The organism is Streptococcus saliviloxodontae (assembly GCF_016908655.1).
Lineage (GTDB): Bacteria > Bacillota > Bacilli > Lactobacillales > Streptococcaceae > Streptococcus > Streptococcus saliviloxodontae.
This window is the reverse complement of sequence record NZ_JAFBEI010000016.1, coordinates 1-20,400: the sequence shown is the minus strand read 5'-3', so window position 1 is coordinate 20,400 and position 20,400 is coordinate 1. Positions and strand designations below refer to the sequence as shown.

Here is a 20,400-nt window from a genome sequence, read left to right as displayed (position 1 = left end):
GGTGATTTTTCACCTTTCCATACTTATTTTACTAGAAAATATCGTTATTTGTCAAATTATAGTATTTTTCTGCCTTAAACGTTCGGATTTTGATGGTTTTTGTCATCTAGCATCATTTCGTAAAGTCCAAGACCTTGCGTCCTTGAATCAGACCTTTTTCCATCTCATCAAAGACTGCAACCGCTGTTTCAACGGGAACTGTTTCGACTACAGGGACTACCAAACCTTCTGCTCCAAATGCAAATGCTTCAGCCAAATCTTTACGCGTTCCAACAAGTGATCCGACAACTCGAATACCATCTAGTACCGTTTTGACGATTGAGAGTTCCATGTACTCTGATGGAAGGCCAACAGCCACTACCGTACCACCTGCACGTACACTGTCGATAGCTTGGTTAAAAGCTACCTTAGAGACAGCTGTTACAACTACTCCATGGGCTCCTCCAGTCTGCTCTTGGATATAGGCCGCAACATCAGCAACTTCTCTACCATTTACCACAAGATCAGCACCTACTTCTTTAGCTAAGTCAAGCTTATCTTGATTGATATCAACAGCTACCACATGTGCGTTAAATACTTTTTTAGCGTACTGAACAGCTAAGTTACCTAGACCACCTGCTCCATAGATGGCAATCCATTGACCTGGTGCCGCACCTGCTTCTTTGATAGCTTTATAGGTGGTTACACCTGCGCAAGTGATAGATGATGCTTGTGCAGGATCTAGACCATCCGGAACTTTAACAGCATAGTCAGCTGTCACAAGAGCATAATCACTCATTCCGCCATCAACATTGTAACCAGCGTTTTTTACCGAACGGCAAAGCGTTTCACGACCTGTTGTGCAGTACTCACAGTGACCACAACCTTCAAAAAACCAAGCAATTGAAACACGATCTCCTCTTTTCAAAGTTTCAACACCTGCTCCAACTTCTTCAACAAGACCAATTCCCTCATGACCTAGGATACGTCCCGGAACTTGACCAAAATCACCATGGGCTACATGCAAATCAGTATGGCAAACGCCACAGTACTCTACTTTTACCAAAGCTTGACCGTAACCGACTACTGGACGGTCGTGCTCTACAATTTCTACACCTGTACTTTCTTGATTAACAACAACTGCTCTCATACTTAGGGCCTCCTAGAATAGTTTGTGATATTTTTTACAATTTTATTTTATCACTTTTTATAAGGATGTCAACGCTTACATTAGATTCGAGTGGACTTATTTGAAGTTTCTTCACTTAAAAATAGTATCCTAACAAAGTCCGAAATGGTTGAAAGCCTTAAAAAGACCATCTTTTTCGACATCATCTGTCACAAAGTCAGCCATCGCTAGAATTTCTGGTCCACCATTGCCCATAGCTACCCCTTTTTGGCAATAATCAAGCATAGGGATATCAATCTTAGCATCACCAAAAGCTATGGTCTGACTGCGATCAACCTGGAGTTTCTCCAGTAAGACATCAATAGCATGTGCTTTATTGATATCTTTCACACCTAAATCTCCAAATAAAGCCGTTTCACCACGTCCACCCCAAGTGTGTGCTTCTAGATTTGGAAATTCCTCAATAGAATCCAAATGATCCTGATAAGATGATAGGATAAAACTAACCTTATTAAGATCATCACGATAGAGCTCCCCATCAAAAACCATGCCATGCATCAAATCTTCGACTTCCAGGTTAGCCACATCTTGGTCGCTCATCCCCTTTTGGCGAGCATATTGTCTAAGTACTGGACGAGCTTGTTCTCTAAAGTCCTCGGAAGCAAATAGCCCGTTATTTGATTCCAAGTAAAACTCTAAACCACGTGAGTGGCACCAGTCCACGATATGCTTGGCATCTTCTTTTGAAATCAACTGGTGCATAAGAACTTCTTCATGACATTCAACATAAGAACCATTGCCGCCTATCATTCCATCAATACCGATATCCCAAATCTCTTGCTGTATTTCTGCACGACTTCGACCAGTACAAACAAAAACGAGGTGCCCATTTTCTCTAGCTTTTCGAATGGCTGTTACAGCTGATTCAGGAATACGATTATGGTAGTCTACCAAAGTTCCATCAACGTCTAAAAAAATGATATGTTGTGTCATAATGTAATCTCCTTATCTACTTTTAGTCTACCCTTATCCCTCTGAAAAAGATAACACTTTAATAGGGTATTCCGATACTATTCAACGAAAGCTATCTGCTTTGCTATTTTTCTAAAAAAAGGATATGATAACACAATGAAAGAAATTATGAATCACCTCCCTTATAAATTAGCTTACTATGATGCTCAGGGTAAGCTTGTCTTTGATAATGGCGGTACAGACGGTACCTTTTTCCGAGAGATAGAGCCTGAAGACCTCCCAGAGTGGATTTGCCAAGAGTTGCGTCTCTCAGAGACTGGTAGTCTACAACTACAGCTACCATCTGATGCCTTTGATAAGATTCTCTTTGCACATTACCAAGTTGCACGGCAGGACGATGGAACAATCATCGGATTTTCTGAAACTATTTTTGACTTCAGAGAAGCTCTTTCTAGCTACCTAAACGAAACAGGGCAAGCCATCGTCGGTTGGTCAGATGTTACCTCTGGAGCCTCTATCAAAAATGACCTTTTCGATGATATGTAAAAAAGACCTTTCGGTCTTTTTTGTTATATATTACGCCTTACTATCTAATGCTTGCGCTGCTGTAATGATAGCAAGTTTATATACGTCATCGGCAGAGCAACCACGAGAAAGATCGTTCACTGGCATATTAAGACCTTGAAGAACAGGACCAATAGCATCGAACATTCCCAAGCGTTGAGCAATCTTGTAACCGATATTACCTGATTGAAGGTCTGGGAAAATAAATGTATTAGCTTGTCCTGCAACTGGGCTACCTGGTGCTTTGATTGCTGCCGTTTTCTCAACAAATGCAGCATCAAATTGAAGTTCTCCATCAAGAGCTAAATCTGGCGCCAACTCTTTTGCAATTTTAGTAGCTTCTTGCACTTTTTCAACTTGAGGTGCTTTGGCACTTCCCATTGTTGAAAAGCTAAGCATAGCAATCTTAGGATCAATATCAAAGATTTTTGCAGTATCTGCAGTATTGACAGCAATCTCTGCTAATTCTTGAGCATTTGGATCGATATTAATAGCACAATCAGCAAATAAGAAACGCTCACCAGTATTCTCACGGTTCATAAGGAAAACACCTGATGTACGAGAGATTCCTGGTTTTGTCTTAATGATTTGAAGTGCTGGACGTACTGTGTCAGCAGTTGAATGAATAGCTCCTGATACCATGCCGTCTGCCAAACCTTGCTTAACAAGCATTACGCCAAAGTAATTGACGTCTCGTAATAATTTATCAGCGTCTTCGATGCTAGCCTTACCCTTACGCAATTCAACAAATTCTGTTTTCATTTGCTCAAAATCAGGATAATCATTTGGGTTGATGATTGTCAAATCTGGATTTGTAAAACCAAACTGATCCAAAAGTGCAGTAACATCAGCTGGATTTCCTAGAATGATTGGTTCTACCAAACCTTCAAATTTTAAACGAGCTGCTGCACGAACCACGCGCTCATCGTCTCCTTCTGGAAAGACAATTTTCACACTTTGTCCAACAACTTTTTCTCTCAAACTACCAAATAAAGAACGTACTCCCATTTGTATAACCTTCTATCTATTTTTTTGTAAATATATGATAACGTTTTCAAAGTCATCTGTCAAGCCATTTTCAAAAATCAACTCTTTTTTTAGATAAGGATCTGTAAAACGCAAATAATGGCAATGCAAAGCCTGCCTTTCAATCCCGCAATCCATACGACCGCCGTATAAATCGTCTCCTAATAAAGGAAAGCCAATATGCGCAAAATGCACACGAATCTGATGCGTTCGACCTGTATGAAGGCGAATATCCACCAAGTGCACATCACCAAAGGACTCCACGATACGATAGCTGGTGTGGGCGTACTTCCCAGATTTATGGACACGTCTTGTGATCATACTGTCTTCATCACGCGCAATCGGAGCAATGATCTCTCCTTCTGGCTCCAAGATTCCAGAACCAGACACCAAAGCATAATAACGCTTTTCGATTGCCTTTGCTTGCAACTGCTTGTCCAATCTAGCATGAGCGTATCCATGTTTGGCAAATAGCATTAAACCACTAGTATCTTTGTCCAGTCGAGTAACGATGTGAACCTGCTTATTGGGATAGTGGTTTTCTAGATAATAGTGTTTCACAAAGTTAGCGATTGTATTTGAGTGAAGGACACTTGGGATACTTGCAAAACCAAAAGGTTTATTGATTACCATAAAATGATCATCTTCATGGACAATATCCAAGTCGTGAGCAACAGGTTTTAGCGTTTCATGAGACTCTTCGTCTGGAATATCAATGGCTACCACATCACCAACGTCTAGGAGATAAATAGCATTTTGCTCCCGACCATTAACCCAAATATTACCACCTTTAAACTTAACCTTGGCTAGCAAAGCTTTTGAGACATCATGCCCTTTTAAGAAAGTTTTGACCTTGCATCGTCTATCTGCAACAAATTCAAATCTCATGAATCAAACTCCCCAATAAAAGCATCTTTGACACGTTCCCAAAAACTAGTGTGAAAGGGTGTTGCGACAAAGCTAATTTTTTTACTGTCTAGCCAATACTCCACCTTGACAACATTTTTATGAGAGAAGGTTTTATTATCAACAGATAAGGTATAGGTCCCTAAACGTTTAGGAACGATCTCAATAGCTTCTTCCTTAGGAATGATGACAGATGATCCCAGTGTACGATAGACACGATTGTTCAAACTTGAAATCTCTGTTAACTGCAAGGCTTCAATGGTTGGATGAAGAACAGCTCCCCCTAAAGATTTGTTGTAAGCGGTAGAACCTGTTGGGGTTGATACCGATATCCCGTCTCCTCTAAATCGTTCAAATTTAACACCGTTAATAAAAACATCTGCTACCATCGTTTTTTCGATACGCTTTATCGTTGATTCGTTAAGAGCTCTGCTTTCAATCACACGACCGTCTTGTAGGGTCATTTTGATACGAAGAACAGGATAGGAGATTTTCTCACCTTTATCTCGTCTCAAGTCATCCAATAGTTTATCGACTTCAAAATCACGATAGTCAGTATAAAAGCCTAGATGCCCTGTATGGATACCAACGAAGCGCACCTTATCTAAATCTTTTTCATACATATGGAAAGCGGATAAGAGCATACCGTCTCCACCGATAGAAATCACGATATCTGGATTATGTTTGCTTAAATAAAAGTCTTTATCATCACGCAGTGCAGCAAAAAGCTTTGAAGCCACTCGCTTACTCTGATATTTACCATTTGCGATAATGGCGACTCGTTTCGCCTTACCTGAATAATTCATCTGTGTCATCACTATTTCCTACACCATCATTTAAAGTTCTACTTACAGGGTCAAACAAAAGCTGTGCCTCCTGTATATCTTTTTTTATTTTACGCATCTCTTCATCAAGCTCTAAGGCAATCTTAGCGGTTGTTTCCAAACGTTGCTTGATTTCCGATGGGAACTCACCTTTGTATTTATAGTTTAAGGAGTGTTCAATCGTTGCCCAGAAGTTCATCGCCAAAGTTCTAATCTGAATTTCTGCCAAGATTGTCTTTTGACCATCAATTGTGTCAACGGGATATTCGATAACAACATGATAGGAACGATAACCGCTCGCTTTCATGTTGCGGATGTAATCACGCTCATAAACAATCATCATATCTTGACGATGTCTCAGAAGCTCTAACACATCATCAACGTCATCAACAAACTGAACCATGATACGCAAGCCTGCAATATCTTGTAAATCTTGGGCAACATTTTCTTCTTTGATACCACGAAGCGCCATCTTTTCTAGAATACTCTCTACAGATTTTACGCGACCTGTCACAAACTCAATCGGCGAGTGACGATTTTGCTTACGAAATTGTTTACGAATACCTCGTAGCTTAATCTTTAATTCACCAACTGCTTGAATGTAGGGATCTAAAAACTCTTCCCACTCTACTGTCACTCAGACTCCTTTTCTATTTGCTCTGCTATTTGACCTGGAAACAGGCTAAGCCTTGTCAAATACTAGAGTTTTTTATAAAATTAACTTAATGATAATTATATCACATTCAGGACCACAAAGGAAAAAAATATGAACCACTTAGAAATTGAGTATAAAACCATGCTAACCAAGGCAGAGTTTAACCATTTACAGGCCTTGTTGATGCATGTCCCAGCCATTACTCAAACCAACTACTATTTCGATACAGATGCAAGCGATATGCGAAACAACCGCTTGTCACTTCGTATCCGTACGTTCGAAAAAAGTGCCGAGATGACCTTAAAAATCCCAAAAGCTGTAGGAACGCTCGAACATAACCTTCCCCTAACTAGAGATGAAGCGCGTCATATCATCGAAACCGGTGAGTTTCCAACCAATGCTATTACAGACCTCATCTGTCAACATGGCGTCGCTTTAGAACATCTCCACACCTTGGGTCACCTGACAACAGTTCGTCGCGAATGTCAAACACCTATCGGTCTTATGGCACTAGATAGAAACCAATACGCTGGTCGCATTGACTATGAACTCGAACTTGAGGTCGAAGATGCCGAGCAAGGAAAACAAGATTTTGAAGCCTATCTCAAAGACAACAACATCAACTTTAAATACGCCAAAAGTAAAGTTGCTCGCTTCTGTGCAACGCTCAAAAAAGAAGAGGATTGATGATAGCACATTGCTTACCTTTCTCTGATAGTTCATACCATCATACGCTATTTTAAGAGAATACAGCATCAATTGCTGAAATATTCTCTTTTTTTTGTTAGAATATAAAGTAACATAGAAAAAAGGAGCCATCATTTTAAAATGGTAAATCAATCTGCAAACCCTCAACTAAAACTCTTTTCATTGACTTCCAACACTGCTATTGCTGAAAAAATCGCAAAAGCAGCTGGTGTTCCACTTGGAAAATTGTCATCACGTCAATTCTCTGATGGAGAAATCATGATCAATATCGAAGAGAGTGTTCGTGGTGATGATATTTACATCGTCCAATCAACAAGTTTTCCTGTTAATGATCACCTTTGGGAACTTCTTATCATGGTTGATGCTTGCAAACGCGCTAGTGCTAACTCTGTCAATGTTGTTATCCCTTACTTTGGTTACTCACGTCAGGATCGTATCGCTTCGTCACGTGAGCCAATCACAGCGAAGCTTGTTGCTAACATGTTAGTTAAAGCAGGTGTTGATCGCGTCCTTGTCCTCGATCTTCATGCTGTACAGGTACAAGGTTTCTTTGATATCCCAGTGGACAACCTCTTTACAATGCCTCTTTTTGCTAAACATTATATCGATCTTGGTTTGACTGGTGAGGACGTCGTGGTCGTTAGCCCTAAAAACTCTGGTGTGAAACGCGCTCGTAGCTTGGCTGAATACCTCGATGCCCCTATTGCTATTATCGATTACTCAGAAGATGATAGCCATCGTGAGCAAGGTTATATTATCGGTGATGTCAAGGGCAAGAAAGCAATCTTGGTCGATGATATCCTAAATACTGGTAAAACATTCGCAGAGGCTGCTAAAATCGTTGAGCGTGACGGTGCAACAGAAATCTATGCCGTCGCTAGTCATGGTCTCTTTGCAGGTGGCGCAGCTGAAGTTCTCAAAATGGCTCCAATTAAGGAGATCGTCGTTACAGATTCAGTATGTACAACTGCGCCAAAACCGGATAACGTCAAATATCTTTCAGCTAGCGAACTAATCGCGGAAGCTATTATCCGTATCTACGAACGTCAACCACTTAGCCCATTGTTCACTTATTCAGAAGACTAGGAGTAAGGCTGTGATTTATCTCGATAACGCAGCAACAAGCCCTTTGACCCCAAAAGCAATGGACGCCATGACACAAGTCATGACGTCTCATTTAGCTAATCCGTCCAGTATACATGCCTATGGACGCAAAGCGGCTCAACAATTACGTTTGGACCGACAACTTGTTGCGAATCTTTTTCAAACAGACCCCAATAGGATTGTTTTTACCTCTGGTGGCACTGAAAGTAACAACTCTGCGATTAAGGGATATGCTCTTCGCCACCAAGATAAAGGCAAACACATCATTACTAGCCAGATAGAACACCACGCTGTCCTCCATGTCATGGCTTTTCTTGAGCAACGTTTTGGATTTGAAGTTACTTATCTCAAGCCTCAAAATGGTACCATCACTATCCAACAAGTCAAAGAAGCACTTCGTGAAGATACTATTCTTGTATCGCTGATGTATGCTAACAATGAGACGGGTGCTCTACTACCAATTTCTGAAATCGGAAACCTGCTAGCTAACCATCAAGCAGCCTTTCACGTTGACGCAGTACAGGCGGTTGGTAAGTTAAAGATTGCTCCTCAAGAACTTGGTATTGATCTTCTGTCAGCGTCTGCTCACAAATTTCATGGTCCCAAAGGTGTCGGTATCCTCTATCAAGCACCGCATATTCTTCTTGACAGCTTGCTCCATGGTGGTGATCAGGAAGAAAAACGCCGTGCTAGTACAGAAAATCTTATCGGTATCGCTGGAATGGCAGCTGCTTTAGAAGAAGCTTATCAGAATTGCGATAAGAACTATCACTACATCAAAGAGCTTCGTGAGCACTTCTTTAACGCGTTAGAAGGTATCAGCTACTACTCCAATTCAGCTGAAGTATTCTTGCCTCATATCATCAACATTGGTTTTCCTGGGGCTAACAACGGTATCTTACTGACACGATTGGATTTAGCAGGTTTTGCTATTTCAACAGGTTCGGCTTGTACTGCTGGAACTGTTGAACCTAGCCATGTCTTGCAAGCAATTTACGGTGAAGACTCACCTCGCTTGCAAGAGTCTATTCGCATTAGCTTATCCGAATTCAATACAAAAGAGGAGCTGTCACAGCTAGCTCAGGAACTACGTCATATTTTAGGAGATTAAGATGGCTTTTGAAAAAACAGTAACCCTAACCGACTGTGCTTTTAGCTATACTATTAGCCCAAATGTCAAAAAATACACACTACGTGATAATACCTTCTTTCAAAGTAAGGTTGGTAACTACGAACTCACTCGACTATTAGAATGGGTGCCTAATTCAGGCGATGGCTTCAACTTGAAGATCATCATCAACAAAGACTTGACTGGCTTCAAATTAAATATCACCGACAAATCTGGACTTCGTCTCATCAATATCTTTAAATCCGAAGATAATAAAATTCTACAGGATAAATTTTACTTTTTGATGGATAGTCTAGTAGAACGTGATATTTTTGAAAAGAATCCCAAAAACTAATACATGCTATCTATAAAAAATATCTATCTCCTGATAGGTATTTTTTATCACCTCTACTAGCAAATTTGTTGCACAATTCACAAAGTTTATTTACAATAAGACTATACTATTTTATTAAGGAGACGATATTATGGCTTTTGATAAATCTATTCCGAACGCTACCGCTAAGCGGCTGTCATTATACTATCGTATCTTTAAACGATTTAATGCAGATAATATTGAAAAGGCTAGCTCTAAAGAAATCGCAGATGCTATCGGTGTTGACTCTGCTACTGTACGTCGTGATTTTTCATACTTTGGAGAACTGGGGCGTCGTGGCTTTGGTTACGACGTGAAAAAACTGATGAATTTTTTCGCCGATATTTTAAATGATCACTCAATCACTAACGTGCTATTAGTTGGTGCTGGTAATCTCGGACGTGCCCTTCTACACTATCGCTTCCACGATCGCAATAAGATGCAGATTGCTATGGCTTTTGATACTGATGATAATGAGCTTGTCGGTACAAAAACCGCTGACGATATTCCTATTTACGGTATTTCAAGCATTAAAGAACATCTGAAACAGTCTGAAATTGAAACGGCTATCCTTACTGTACCAAGTACAAAAGCTCAAGAGGTTACTGATATTCTTGTTGATGCTGGTATCAAAGGGATACTATCATTTTCACCTGTCCATCTATCTGTGCCTAAGGGTGTCGTGGTGCAGTATGTTGATTTAACCAGTGAACTTCAGACACTACTTTATTTCATGAATCAAGATTAAGGAGACTGTATGCCCAAACCTATTATTGGTATTACTGCTAACCAGCGTCCAAATCCCGCTCATGACGATATCATGTGGTCCTACGCACCTACAGGATTTGTCCAAGGGGTGATTGAAGCCGGGGGAATCCCCCTTATTTTACCTATCGGTGATAATGAAACGGCCAAACGTTATGTCTCAATGGTGGATAAAATCATCCTAATTGGTGGTCAAAACGTGGATCCAGAATATTACGGCGAAGAAAATCAAGCTTCCGAAGATGACTTCTTTAAAGAGAGAGACATCTACGAACTTGCCATTATCGCAGAAGCCGTTAAACAAAAGAAATCAATATTCTCTGTTTGTAGAGGAACTCAGTTGATGAACGTCGCACTCGGTGGTAGCTTACACCAAGATATCGAAAATCACTGGCAAGACCATCCTTCTGATTATCTAGCCCATGAAATGGTTGTCGATCCAGAAAGTAAATTAGCCGATATTTATGGAACGAAAACAGCAGTTAATTCATTCCATCACCAAAGTATAAACCATCTTGCAAGTGACCTTAAAATTATTGCGCGTGATCCAGAAGATGGTACCGTTGAAGCTGTTGAATCAACTAATCCCAATATGCGATTTTTAGGTGTGCAATGGCACCCTGAACTATTACACGAATCTCGCCAAGAAGATCTCGACTTGTTCAAGTATGTGGTCAATGAGTTATAACAAATCGTTTTCTTCTCGAAAACTATAATAGGCTTTTTTACCAACGATGATGTGATCGAGGCAAATAATGCCGATGGCTTCACATGATCGTTTTATTTTTTCAGTGAATTGCCTATCGTTCTCGCTCGGCTGGACAGCTCCTGAAGGATGGTTGTGAACCACAATGAGCGATGTTGCCATGTTACGACAGGCATAGTGTAAAATTTCTCTCGGCTCTGCTATTGATCGTCTGACACTACCGATAAAAATCGTTCGTTGTTCAATAATACGATTTTGAGTGTCTAAATAGAGGGCTACCAAGTGCTCTTGTTGTAGTTCCCCTAATTCTCTCATCATTTTTTGAGCGACTTTTTCACTTGATAAGATACGTTCAGTAGAGCTTTCCTCAGATTCTCTGATTCGTTTTGAAAATTCAAGCATTGCCTTAATTTCAATAGATTTTACCTCGCCGATACCTGAAATCTTTCGTAGCTCTTGTAGCGATAGTCTACCAAATTCAGATAAGCTATCGAGACCATCTAGAATTTTGGTTGACAAATGAAGAACAGATTCCTTGCGTGTGCCTGTTCTTAGTAAAATGGCTAGTAACTCCTGGTTGCTCAGATTTTCAGCTCCTCTGTCAACAAGTCGTTCACGAGGTTTCAGAGCCTCTTTCTTAGATTCTATTTGATACATATCACTACCTACCTCCACTTAACTATTCGTCATTTTTTCATGATATGAAAGGAAAATTATGCCAACAGGAATAATCATTAACACCCTCGCTATTGCTTTAGGAGGGATTTTAGGAACACTTTTTGGAAATAAGCTATCTGATGACTTTAAATCGCAACTCAATATGATTTTTGGTCTTAGTTCAATGGGAATGGGGATTGCTTCCTTGATTCAAATGGCTAATATGCCGGCTGTGATTTTTTCTGTTGTCATCGGGACTGCTGTCGGTCTGGCTAGTCATTTTGGGTTATTTATTGAGCATGGTGCAGGTGCCATGTCTCGTATTTTCAAGAGCCAGACGAGTAGCCTTTCTGAAAAAGAATTTATGCTGACACTTATTACTGTGATTGTTCTCTTTTGTGCGAGCGGTACTGGGATTTATGGTAGTTTGGTCAATGGAATGACAGGGGATAGCTCAATTCTGATTTCAAAGTCTATCCTAGACCTCTTTACTGCAGCAATCTTCGCCTGTAGTCTAGGATTGGTTGTCTCTGCTATTGCTGTTCCACAATTCATTATTTTTATGGGGCTTTTCTTTCTTGCCCATGTCATCATGCCTTACACCACTCCTGATATGATCAATGATTTCCGTGCCTGCGGTGGTTTTCTCATGATTGCAACAGGTTTCCGAATTCTAGGCGTTAAAATGTTTCCAACTGCAGATATGATTCCTGCCATGATCATCGTTATGCCTATCAGTTGGATTTGGACAAATCTCATTTTGCCCTTCTTATAACATCAATAAAAAGACTTCATTTCATGAGCAATTGAAATGAAGTCTTTTATTTATTCTTCCGTTAGATGATTTCTCTTATAAACATCATCTTTTATGATTTGATAAATCGTTGCAGCAAGTGGTACCGCAATTAACATCCCTAGAATACCATATAGGGCTCCACCGACAGTGATTGCTAACAGCACCCACATTCCAGGTAAGCCAATAGATCCACCGACAACACGAGGGTAGATCAAGTTCCCTTCAAACTGTTGCAAAACAACCATAAAGACTACAAACCATAGACCAGTTGTAATTGACTGGGTCGCAATCAGTATAAAACCGACCGTAGTTCCTATGTAGGCACCTATAACTGGAAGCAACGCCGTAAAGGCAACTAAGACCCCTACAGTTGCAGCATAAGGAAAGTGAAAAATGGTCATTCCTACCGCTGTCAAACTTCCCAAAATAATTGCTTCTAAGGTCTGACCTACAAAAAAACTATGGAATCGCTTGTTCGTAATCTCAACAATATAATGAATAGTTTTTGAAAAGCGACCTGTGTAAGTGTCTATCAGTAAGCTTGCTTGTCTGATGAGTTTTTCTTTGTTTGCTAATACATAAATCGAAAAGATCAAACTGATCAGCAAATTGAGCAAGGTTGATGCAATTGATGTTACTGATGTTAGAATATTTGACAAGACAGAGACAACTTGTGATAAAATTTGGCGGCTATAACTTGAAAGCATGCCTGCAATATCAGAGCTCAATCCAAAATAATTAAGGATTTTTGCAACTGTCTCATTGTCATTTAACTCATTGATCCAATTCATAACAACTGATGTATCAATCTTGGTCAAGGAACTAATACTTGTGATCAAATCTGGCAATACAATAGAAAATACCCAAATGATAAGCGCTATAAATGTCACATAAGCTAAAACAAGAGCTAAAGGTCTCTTGAACTTACCAATCCATGATACTTTCGATTCGCAAAATGTCAACAAGCGCTCGTAACTACTCATCACGATATTGATAATATAAGCAATTGCAGCTCCTATAAGAAAAGGTTGACTTGATAACCACATCGTATTGAGGTAGCCTGAACCTGTGGACCAATAACTCATTATTAAATAACATAGTGCAAATACAACTAGCATCGAGTAGATCAATTGTTTATTAATCTTCATAGATTCTCCTTTATGTCATATTTGTTTTATTATACACTATTTGAGTACCTTTTTACCACTATTATCCCTGTCGTTCAGGTAACCCATAGACGTAAAAAACTGAGCTTGGTTATAAAGGTGAAAAACACTCCTAACCAAACTCAGCTAGAATTTTAAATAAGACGTGAAACAGTCTCCTCGTTCCAATTAAGGTCTCGACTTTTTCTTGAACTGTAGGCGTTCCAAGAAAGTGATCAACCCAAAGGCTGAAAGCGGTAAAAGTAAGAAGACATATGGGTAAACGTACTGACTTTTGGTTTCCCAAAACAGATGAAAGATAAAGCCACCTGTCAAATAAATCAAGGGAACCAAGCCATCAAGTCCCATAATAATTGGCCTTTTGATAAAGTGGATAGCCGCCACTAGGACACCAAAATAAATAAAAATAAGAAGAATATGTGCAATAAAGTAAGCAATCTGATAACCTGATTTTTGATGGTAAATACTCTTTGCGAAATCGCCAGATACCTTTTGACCTTGCGCTTCTACGGGACCAGACCAGACAGATTGAAATAGACTGTCCGTCCAGGTTGAAATAATCTTGTTTTTAAAGAAATCGAAGGTGTATTTAGGATGACTAGACATGTAGGTAAGTCGCTTCGATAAGTCTGTTCTACTTTGCTGCTCAATCTTTTTAAAATTACCATTATTATCAGAATAAACGGTCTCGACATAGGCATCGTACCAACCAGCAACACGATTATAAATCGGACGATCGTTTAACCCCATGGTAACCCAAGCGATCTTGGGCTCTCCTGATAGGTTAGTATCTGCTAATTGCTCATAGTAGCTTTTCAACGCAGCGCTTGCTCCAAAATTCATCATGAAGGTTAAAGCAACCACCACAAAGAGAGCATATTTCTTACGAGCCATCATATCCAATAAAGCGACAATTGCAAAACTAAGAGTCAGGATGATATAGTTGTTTCGAATCAGATAGGCCAGTAACATGGCTACCATAAAGAGAAATGCCTGTCTTACTTTACCCTGCTTGCGATACAGGATAAAGGCATAGAAAGCTAACAAGGAAAAGAATAAGCCTGGAACTAGTCCATAAACGAAAAGGATAAAGAAGAGCTGAGGGAGAAAAAAGAATGACAGTAAAATCACAAGATTATTGACCAAAGGTCTCTTGAAAAGACTGTCGGTTATCTTCCAGGTTAGAGCATTAGACGCAAGTACTAACATTAAATTTAGGAAGAATAGCAATTTGGTCGAACTTGTCCGAAATAGAGTCACTAAAACCCTCTCATATGTAACCAATCCTAGCTGGTGAGGATAACGGTAAAGGTAATTATCCTTGGTTAAATAAGTGTAATCCCCATGATTGATAGCTAAGGCAGACTCATAAACTAGCCTTGCATCATCCCTTAGTACCCAAGTCACCTGACTGATCAATAAACCTCCTAAAATAAGGTAAATCAAGCAACCAGCAATAAATAACCACTTGGATTTGATTTTAGGAAGATCTCGTAGAAGGCAAAATAAAAAGAATAGAGTCATAACTGCTACAAGTAACAACCAAGGAGAGGTTGCTACCATTTTTGCCATCTCTGTACCGTCCATAGGAAGCGTCGTCTGAACAAAGCAACTGATAAGTAGTAATAAACTAAATAGAATAATCGACCACACTTGTGCTGCTCTGGTTAAGATGAAACTTGATTTTTGTAATAACATAAAAACCTCTTTGATGTATTCTTTATTATTGTAACCTACTTGAACGGTCTTGTAAACTCAAGGCATTTTTGGACACGACAAACGCATGAAAGATTTTTAGAGTGAAAATAAAGCTTTCTGCAATTCAAAGTTCAGGTATTTCAAAAAAATCTAAAATACTTTGAACGTCTTACTATAGGAATAACAGTAAAAGTATCTATTTTAAACTGTACTATAATTCGGAAATAACTGTTTCATGCGTTTGTCGTGATTTTTGGACTAAAAAAATGAAGTTAGTCGATTGACCAACTTCACCTTTCATTTTAAATGGGACAAGGTTTGCGACTGCTTTTAATCCAAGTCTTGTCCTTGGCTTGCGATAACTTTTTTGTACCAACCAAATGATTTTTTCTTAGAGCGTTTGAGCGTTCCGTTTCCATCATTGTCACGATCAACATAGATGAAACCATAGCGTTTTTTCATTTCTCCTGTTCCTGCTGAAACAAGATCGATACACCCCCAAGTAGTGTAACCAAGCAATTCGACGCCATCTTCGTTGATAGCAGCATTCATCGCTTTGATGTGTTCACGTAAGTAATCGATACGGTAATCATCTTCAACATAACCCTGTTCGTCTGGCGTATCTACTGCACCCAATCCATTTTCAACAATGAACATTGGTTTTTGGTAACGATCCCAGATAGTGTTTAAGGTGATGCGAAGCCCTAGAGGGTCAATTTGCCAACCCCACTCTGAAGCATCCAAATAAGGGTTTTTAAGAGAGGCAAATATATTCCCAGATGTCTTCTCTGTTAATTCAGGATCTGCCGAAGAGACACGACTTGAATAGTATGAGAAGGATACGAAATCAACGGTATTTTCTTTTAGGAGAGCTAAATCTTCCTCGGTCATCTCAACGGTGAGTCCCAAGCGCTCGAATTTCTTTTTAGCGTAGTTTGGATACTCTCCACGCGCTTGGACATCAATGAAGAAATAGTTTTCACGATCATCATTCATTGCTTGCCAATAGTCAGATGGATTACAAGTATTTGGGTAGTATTGCCCTGCTGCCAACATACAACCAACCTTGTTTTCAGGGTCAATCTCATGGGCAATCTTGGTTGCTAGAGCTGACGCTACCAACTCATGGTGAGCAGCTTGGTATTTGACTTGGTCTTGATTTTCACCTTGTTCAAAATAAAGTCCAGCCCCCATAAATGGTGCGTGTAGAATCATATTGATTTCGTTAAAGGTCAACCAATACTTAACCAGACCTTTGAAGCGTGTGAAGAGCGTACGCACCAAACGTTCATAGAACTCAATTAGTTGACGATTACGCCACCCACCATAGTGTTCGATAAGGTACATCGGACAGTCAAAGTGAGTAATAGTTACAAGAGGTTCAATGCCATATTTACGGCACTCTTTAAAAACATCTTCATAAAACTTCAAGCCAGCTTCATTAGGCTCAAGCTCATCTCCTTTCGGAAAGATACGTGTCCATCCAATAGACATACGAAACGTTTTGAATCCCATCTCAGCAAGTAAGGCGATATCCTCCTTGTAGTGATGGTAAAAATCAATCGATTCCTTAGCTGGATAGAAATACCCTTCTTCAAAGTCGAACATCTTCTTTTTACCAGCTATGATTGGGAAACGGTCTTTACCAATCGGCACAACATCAACATTAGCTAAACCGCGTCCGTCAGCATCATAGGCACCTTCGCACTGATTGGCAGCTGTCGCTCCCCCCCATAAAAAGTTTTCTGGAAATGCTTTATAAGTTGTCATCTTTGTAACCTCTTTCAATGATTTTCTATAATTGTAACACATTTTTTCTGAAAAGACTGATGCTATCTTAGGGTATTGTGGTACTATTCTACCAACTCAAACGATTACTCTTCAGGTATTTCAAAAAGGGACTCTCTGCTGACAGGATTAAATCCTGATAAAACACGGAACTTGCCAGACTCATAAGCTACTTTTAGAATACAGCAATTGGTGAAACGTGACTTTATTCTGAGATGATTATGCGCTACATTGGCATTGAATTGTCCTATTGCAGCACCATGACTCACAACTAAAATACAGTCAGAAGGGTCTGCTTGCTCCATGATCTCTGTCAGCGTTTTTTCCATTCTTTCATAGACACTAACATTAGACTCGCCTCCATAAGCCACAAAATAATGACGATAGCCTGAACCATCTTTAAAAAGGTGAGGGTTGAGATACTCTTGATGACCCTCGAAAGCCCCAAAATCCTGCTCTTTCAAGCCTTTTAAACGCTGGTAATCTGACGTGCCTGAAACAATTTCTGCAGTGTCACAAGCCCTTTCTTGCGTCGAAGCATAGACTTTTGAAAATAGGATACCTTCTTCTTTAAAATAACGATGGGCAGCTTTCGCTTGTTCAATACCTAGCTCTGTCAAAGGAGAATCACAGGCTCCTTGAATACGCGATTGGGCATTAAAGCGGGTTTGACCATGTCTCATCAAATAAAACACCTTACTCATCTTATTCTCCTAAATTGTTATCTCTTGATTACCCTTTGTTGGTAAAATCAGCTTGTTAAATGATAAGCTGTCATCTATGACATCAAACTCGCAGATGGCACAGTTAGAAAAGCCCACACCTTTCGGAAAAACAATTTCCAAAGTAAGACAAAGTCCCCACATGGCAGCACCATGGCTAACCATGAGTAAGCTTTCTGAATGATCGCGCTCCAGAACAGACTGTATAGTGGCTAGCACACGTCCTCCTACAGCACGAATATCTTCGCCACCATAAGGAATCAGTAGGTCTTCAAAGGAAGTTGCTCCTTCTCGAAATTTGGGAAGAAGATACTCTGGCTGTGCCTCAAAGGAGCCAAAGTTCATTTCTTTCAATCCTTTGAGCTGTACAACATGGTCTTGATGGGAAACTAATTTTGCAGTATCCGTTGCTCTTTCTTGTGTGGAAGAGTAAACTGCATCAAATTGGATGGATTGAGTGTCAAAATAGGCTTTAGCTTGCATGGCTTGCTCTTTCCCGTCTTCTGTTAGTGGTGAGTCGCAAGCTCCCTGTACCCGTCCCTGACTATTAAAAAGTGTTTCGCCGTGACGCATGAGATATAATTTTCGACCCATAGTTGCTCCTTTCTTACTTCAAAATAGAAGCACCATTGGAAGTGATAAGCTCCTTGTACCAGAAAAATGAATCTTTTCTATAGCGATCAAAGCTACCATGCCCTTGGTCATCTGCGTCAACATAGACAAAACCATAGCGTTTAGACATCTCAGACGTTGAAGCAGACACTAGGTCAATGCAACCCCACGGCGTATAACCCATTAAGTCGACACCATCCTCAATCGCCTCATACATTTGTTGAACGTGTTTTTCAAGATAATCGATACGGTAACTATCATGAATAGCACCATCATTTTCCAATGTATCGAGGGCACCAAGACCATTTTCAACGACCATTAACGGAATTTGATAACGGTCATAGAGTTTATTTAAGGTCACACGAAGTCCAACTGGGTCAATCTGCCAACCCCAATCAGAGGCTTCAAGGTAAGGGTTCGCCTCACCTAAAATCAGATTCCCAGCCGTAGCTTTTTGCTCTTCTGTTTGATTTTTAGGACTGCGGGTCACTGAGCTCATATAGTACGAAAAACTCATAAAGTCAACAGGATATTGTCTTAAAATAGCTTCATCTCCAGGCTCAAAGACAAGCTCTATCTCATTTTCTTTAAAGAATCGTTTCATGTAACTTGGATAGTAACCTCGCACCTGAACATCTGAATAGAACAAATTAGCGTGGTCCTTATGGATTGCTTCCATAATGTCATCTGGGTGACAAGTTGCAGGGTAAGCTTCCATCCTAGCCAACATCATTCCGACCTTGTTGTTAGGATCAATCTCGTGTGCTAACTTGGTCGCAAGACTAGATGCAATAAATTGATGATGAACAGCTTGGTACATCTCTTGGAGATGGAGTTTTCCATCTTCAAATAAGAGTCCTCCTGATAAGTAGCCAGTCATTCCTAAAATATTGATTTCGTTGAAAGTAAGCCAATACTTAACCTTACCTTTATAACGGTTGAGTACTGTTTCTGCATAGCGAACAAAGAAATCAATAACCTTACGATTTTTCCATCCGCCATAAGCTGTTACCAAATGCAAAGGAAATTCATAGTGAGACAGAGTCACCAAAGGTTCAATCCCGTACTTATTTAACTCGTCAAAGACTTTGTCGTAAAAGGCTAAGCCGGCTTCATTGGGCTCTAACTCGTCACCTTTTGGGAAAATACGAGACCAGGAAATGGACATCCGAAATGTTTTAAAGCCCATCTCAGCCATTAAAGCAACATCTTCCTTATAGCGGTGGTAAAAATCTGAGCCCCAACGTTTGGGATAGAGTCCTTCCGTATCCTCAAGGGCAGCTACAACCTTCTCAAGTGTCATAGGGGTGCTAAATTCACTCCCCATTGACCGACGTTCACTTGGATCGACTGCTCTTGAGGTATCCGAAGTTGCTGGCCCTCGTCCATCCTCATTCCAAGCGCCTTCGTACTGATTTGCAGCAGTTGCACCACCCCACAAAAAATCTTTTGGAAATTGTTTGACCATATGATAAACCTCTGATAAAAATTTTTATCAGCCCTTCTTTATTTCTACACAAGGATAGTTTACGCCTTTTCAATCTGATATTCTTATAAGATGATGTTAAAAACTTATACTATCCTACTATTTTTAGCCTATCAACAGACAAAATAAAAGGTTTGAAACCTACCGGTAACAAACCTTTTAATCTAGAACTTTGTTAACATTAACTGATACGAGGACCCTTTCTCTGTCTTGAAGCAAGCTTTAAAACCTAAGCTTTTAAAGAGGCGCTGAGACGCCTTATTCTCATCATAGATTTCCTGAATAAAAAGTTTAGCAAACCCTTTTTCTCTGGCTCTAGAAATCAAAAAGGACAGCACTTTACTACCTATCCCTTGCCCTCTGTAAGCGGCATCGCCAATCACAATCGGAAGGTTTTCTGGAGAAAGACAAACATCCCCAATCGGTAACCAATCACTCCCTTTCAATACGTCAATGAAAAAGAGTTCACCATGTTGGTCTAAATATCGATACATTCGCTCTAATTTTTCCATGGTATAGGATTCTCTGATGCCATCTACCATATAAACCAATTCCTTACCTGTTGTGCTAGTTAATTCTAGCCAAACTAAAAAACTTTGCGTATCATAAACTCAAAACAACCACGAAATGAGGAAACGATATGCAAAGTCAAGCTT

At 39.9% G+C, this 20,400-nt stretch carries 22 protein-coding genes; 8 read left to right on the top strand and 14 right to left on the bottom strand.

Annotation, left to right across the window (positions count from 1 at the left end; all coding sequences use genetic code 11):
- Positions 1-112 precede the first annotated feature (112 nt).
- Together adhP and JOC31_RS04690 are read right to left on the bottom strand one after the other, a co-directional pair.
- A complete protein-coding gene (adhP, locus tag JOC31_RS04695) occupies positions 113-1,129 on the bottom strand; it encodes an alcohol dehydrogenase AdhP (RefSeq protein ID WP_205017010.1) in 1,017 nt (338 codons plus the stop codon).
- 129 nt (positions 1,130-1,258) lie between these two features.
- The gene (locus JOC31_RS04690) at positions 1,259-2,101 is read right to left on the bottom strand and encodes an HAD family hydrolase (RefSeq protein WP_205017009.1); all 843 of its coding nucleotides are present in this window, start codon (positions 2,099-2,101) and stop codon (positions 1,259-1,261) included.
- A 135-nt stretch (positions 2,102-2,236) separates the two neighbouring features.
- Here JOC31_RS04690 and JOC31_RS04685 point away from each other — a divergent pair, with 135 nt between their 5' ends.
- Complete coding sequence (locus tag JOC31_RS04685) at positions 2,237-2,626, top strand: sodium transporter (protein ID WP_205017008.1); 390 nt, start codon at positions 2,237-2,239, stop codon at positions 2,624-2,626.
- Positions 2,627-2,656: 30 nt separating this feature from the next.
- On the opposite strand, the gene pta is transcribed toward JOC31_RS04685, so the two are convergent.
- From pta to yjbM, 4 genes are read right to left on the bottom strand one after another with little or no spacing between them, the layout of a single operon-like run.
- Entirely contained in the window at positions 2,657-3,652 is a 996-nt protein-coding gene (gene pta / locus JOC31_RS04680; RefSeq protein ID WP_205017007.1) for a phosphate acetyltransferase, read from the bottom strand.
- Between the two features lie 12 nt (positions 3,653-3,664).
- A complete protein-coding gene (locus JOC31_RS04675; protein WP_205017006.1) occupies positions 3,665-4,558 on the bottom strand; it encodes an RluA family pseudouridine synthase in 894 nt (297 codons plus the stop codon).
- A complete protein-coding gene (locus JOC31_RS04670) occupies positions 4,555-5,391 on the bottom strand; it encodes an NAD kinase (RefSeq protein WP_205017005.1) in 837 nt (278 codons plus the stop codon). Before JOC31_RS04670 ends, JOC31_RS04675 begins: the two co-directional genes overlap by 4 nt.
- Positions 5,366-6,037, bottom strand: a complete 672-nt coding sequence (yjbM, locus tag JOC31_RS04665; protein WP_205017004.1) for a GTP diphosphokinase — start codon at positions 6,035-6,037, stop codon at positions 5,366-5,368. Before yjbM ends, JOC31_RS04670 begins: the two co-directional genes overlap by 26 nt.
- A 129-nt stretch (positions 6,038-6,166) precedes the next feature.
- On the opposite strand from yjbM, the gene JOC31_RS04660 reads away from it, so the two are divergent.
- The 6 genes from JOC31_RS04660 (at position 6,167) to JOC31_RS04635 (ending at position 10,801) form a co-directional block, all read left to right on the top strand.
- A complete protein-coding gene (locus JOC31_RS04660; protein ID WP_205017003.1) occupies positions 6,167-6,742 on the top strand; it encodes a CYTH domain-containing protein in 576 nt (191 codons plus the stop codon).
- 141 nt (positions 6,743-6,883) lie between these two features.
- Positions 6,884-7,849 (top strand): ribose-phosphate diphosphokinase, encoded by a 966-nt coding sequence (locus JOC31_RS04655; protein ID WP_205017002.1) that lies wholly within the window; start codon positions 6,884-6,886, stop codon positions 7,847-7,849.
- 10 nt (positions 7,850-7,859) lie between these two features.
- On the top strand, positions 7,860-8,978 hold the full coding sequence (locus JOC31_RS04650; protein ID WP_205017001.1) for an aminotransferase class V-fold PLP-dependent enzyme: 1,119 nt from the start codon (positions 7,860-7,862) through the stop codon (positions 8,976-8,978).
- Between the two features lies 1 nt (position 8,979).
- A complete protein-coding gene (locus JOC31_RS04645) occupies positions 8,980-9,330 on the top strand; it encodes a DUF1831 domain-containing protein (protein WP_205017000.1) in 351 nt (116 codons plus the stop codon).
- A gap of 130 nt (positions 9,331-9,460) precedes the next feature.
- Entirely contained in the window at positions 9,461-10,096 is a 636-nt protein-coding gene (locus JOC31_RS04640) for a redox-sensing transcriptional repressor Rex (protein WP_205016999.1), read from the top strand.
- Between the two features lie 9 nt (positions 10,097-10,105).
- Positions 10,106-10,801, top strand: a complete 696-nt coding sequence (locus JOC31_RS04635; protein WP_205016998.1) for a gamma-glutamyl-gamma-aminobutyrate hydrolase family protein — start codon at positions 10,106-10,108, stop codon at positions 10,799-10,801.
- Here JOC31_RS04635 and radC read toward each other — a convergent pair.
- The gene (radC, locus tag JOC31_RS04630) at positions 10,796-11,476 is read right to left on the bottom strand and encodes a RadC family protein (RefSeq protein ID WP_205016997.1); all 681 of its coding nucleotides are present in this window, start codon (positions 11,474-11,476) and stop codon (positions 10,796-10,798) included. The genes JOC31_RS04635 and radC overlap by 6 nt on opposite strands.
- Positions 11,477-11,534: 58 nt before the next feature.
- On the opposite strand from radC, the gene JOC31_RS04625 reads away from it, so the two are divergent.
- Entirely contained in the window at positions 11,535-12,251 is a 717-nt protein-coding gene (locus JOC31_RS04625; RefSeq protein WP_205016996.1) for a DUF554 domain-containing protein, read from the top strand.
- A 50-nt stretch (positions 12,252-12,301) separates the two neighbouring features.
- Here the strand turns inward: JOC31_RS04625 and JOC31_RS04620 are convergent, their stop codons facing one another.
- The 7 genes from JOC31_RS04620 to JOC31_RS04590 all read right to left on the bottom strand — a co-directional run bounded on the left by JOC31_RS04620 (position 12,302) and on the right by JOC31_RS04590 (position 20,256).
- A complete protein-coding gene (locus JOC31_RS04620; RefSeq protein ID WP_205016995.1) occupies positions 12,302-13,420 on the bottom strand; it encodes an AI-2E family transporter in 1,119 nt (372 codons plus the stop codon).
- A gap of 186 nt (positions 13,421-13,606) precedes the next feature.
- The gene (locus tag JOC31_RS04615) at positions 13,607-15,136 is read right to left on the bottom strand and encodes a hypothetical protein (protein ID WP_205016994.1); all 1,530 of its coding nucleotides are present in this window, start codon (positions 15,134-15,136) and stop codon (positions 13,607-13,609) included.
- Between the two features lie 330 nt (positions 15,137-15,466).
- Complete coding sequence (locus JOC31_RS04610) at positions 15,467-16,906, bottom strand: 6-phospho-beta-glucosidase (protein ID WP_205016993.1); 1,440 nt, start codon at positions 16,904-16,906, stop codon at positions 15,467-15,469.
- Between the two features lie 104 nt (positions 16,907-17,010).
- Positions 17,011-17,628: a histidine phosphatase family protein gene (locus JOC31_RS04605; protein WP_205016992.1), complete on the bottom strand. Its 618-nt coding sequence runs from the start codon at positions 17,626-17,628 to the stop codon at positions 17,011-17,013.
- A 9-nt stretch (positions 17,629-17,637) separates the two neighbouring features.
- The gene (locus JOC31_RS04600; RefSeq protein WP_205016991.1) at positions 17,638-18,240 is read right to left on the bottom strand and encodes a histidine phosphatase family protein; all 603 of its coding nucleotides are present in this window, start codon (positions 18,238-18,240) and stop codon (positions 17,638-17,640) included.
- Positions 18,241-18,253: 13 nt separating this feature from the next.
- Positions 18,254-19,726, bottom strand: a complete 1,473-nt coding sequence (locus JOC31_RS04595; protein ID WP_205016990.1) for a glycoside hydrolase family 1 protein — start codon at positions 19,724-19,726, stop codon at positions 18,254-18,256.
- A gap of 182 nt (positions 19,727-19,908) precedes the next feature.
- Positions 19,909-20,256 carry a GNAT family N-acetyltransferase gene (locus tag JOC31_RS04590; protein ID WP_239551651.1) on the bottom strand — a complete coding sequence of 116 codons (348 nt, stop codon included), beginning with the start codon at positions 20,254-20,256 and terminating at the stop codon, positions 19,909-19,911.
- Between the last annotated feature and the right edge of the window lie 144 nt (positions 20,257-20,400).

Bases quoted from the DNA above. Each gene is read 5' to 3' on its own strand.
- radC (WP_205016997.1), bottom strand. From the start codon at position 11,476: ATGTATCAAATAGAATCTAAGAAAGAGGCTCTGAAACCTCGTGAACGA.
- JOC31_RS04605 (WP_205016992.1), bottom strand. From the start codon at position 17,628: ATGAGTAAGGTGTTTTATTTGATGAGACATGGTCAAACCCGCTTTAAT.
- adhP (WP_205017010.1), bottom strand. From the start codon at position 1,129: ATGAGAGCAGTTGTTGTTAATCAAGAAAGTACAGGTGTAGAAATTGTA.
- JOC31_RS04675 (WP_205017006.1), bottom strand. From the start codon at position 4,558: ATGAGATTTGAATTTGTTGCAGATAGACGATGCAAGGTCAAAACTTTC.
- JOC31_RS04640 (WP_205016999.1), top strand. From the start codon at position 9,461: ATGGCTTTTGATAAATCTATTCCGAACGCTACCGCTAAGCGGCTGTCA.
- JOC31_RS04655 (WP_205017002.1), top strand. From the start codon at position 6,884: ATGGTAAATCAATCTGCAAACCCTCAACTAAAACTCTTTTCATTGACT.
- JOC31_RS04610 (WP_205016993.1), bottom strand. From the start codon at position 16,906: ATGACAACTTATAAAGCATTTCCAGAAAACTTTTTATGGGGGGGAGCG.
- JOC31_RS04685 (WP_205017008.1), top strand. From the start codon at position 2,237: ATGAAAGAAATTATGAATCACCTCCCTTATAAATTAGCTTACTATGAT.
- JOC31_RS04615 (WP_205016994.1), bottom strand. From the start codon at position 15,136: ATGTTATTACAAAAATCAAGTTTCATCTTAACCAGAGCAGCACAAGTG.
- JOC31_RS04660 (WP_205017003.1), top strand. From the start codon at position 6,167: ATGAACCACTTAGAAATTGAGTATAAAACCATGCTAACCAAGGCAGAG.
- JOC31_RS04590 (WP_239551651.1), bottom strand. From the start codon at position 20,256: ATGGAAAAATTAGAGCGAATGTATCGATATTTAGACCAACATGGTGAA.
- JOC31_RS04635 (WP_205016998.1), top strand. From the start codon at position 10,106: ATGCCCAAACCTATTATTGGTATTACTGCTAACCAGCGTCCAAATCCC.
- JOC31_RS04670 (WP_205017005.1), bottom strand. From the start codon at position 5,391: ATGACACAGATGAATTATTCAGGTAAGGCGAAACGAGTCGCCATTATC.
- JOC31_RS04620 (WP_205016995.1), bottom strand. From the start codon at position 13,420: ATGAAGATTAATAAACAATTGATCTACTCGATGCTAGTTGTATTTGCA.
- pta (WP_205017007.1), bottom strand. From the start codon at position 3,652: ATGGGAGTACGTTCTTTATTTGGTAGTTTGAGAGAAAAAGTTGTTGGA.
- JOC31_RS04625 (WP_205016996.1), top strand. From the start codon at position 11,535: ATGCCAACAGGAATAATCATTAACACCCTCGCTATTGCTTTAGGAGGG.
- JOC31_RS04600 (WP_205016991.1), bottom strand. From the start codon at position 18,240: ATGGGTCGAAAATTATATCTCATGCGTCACGGCGAAACACTTTTTAAT.
- JOC31_RS04645 (WP_205017000.1), top strand. From the start codon at position 8,980: ATGGCTTTTGAAAAAACAGTAACCCTAACCGACTGTGCTTTTAGCTAT.
- JOC31_RS04595 (WP_205016990.1), bottom strand. From the start codon at position 19,726: ATGGTCAAACAATTTCCAAAAGATTTTTTGTGGGGTGGTGCAACTGCT.
- JOC31_RS04690 (WP_205017009.1), bottom strand. From the start codon at position 2,101: ATGACACAACATATCATTTTTTTAGACGTTGATGGAACTTTGGTAGAC.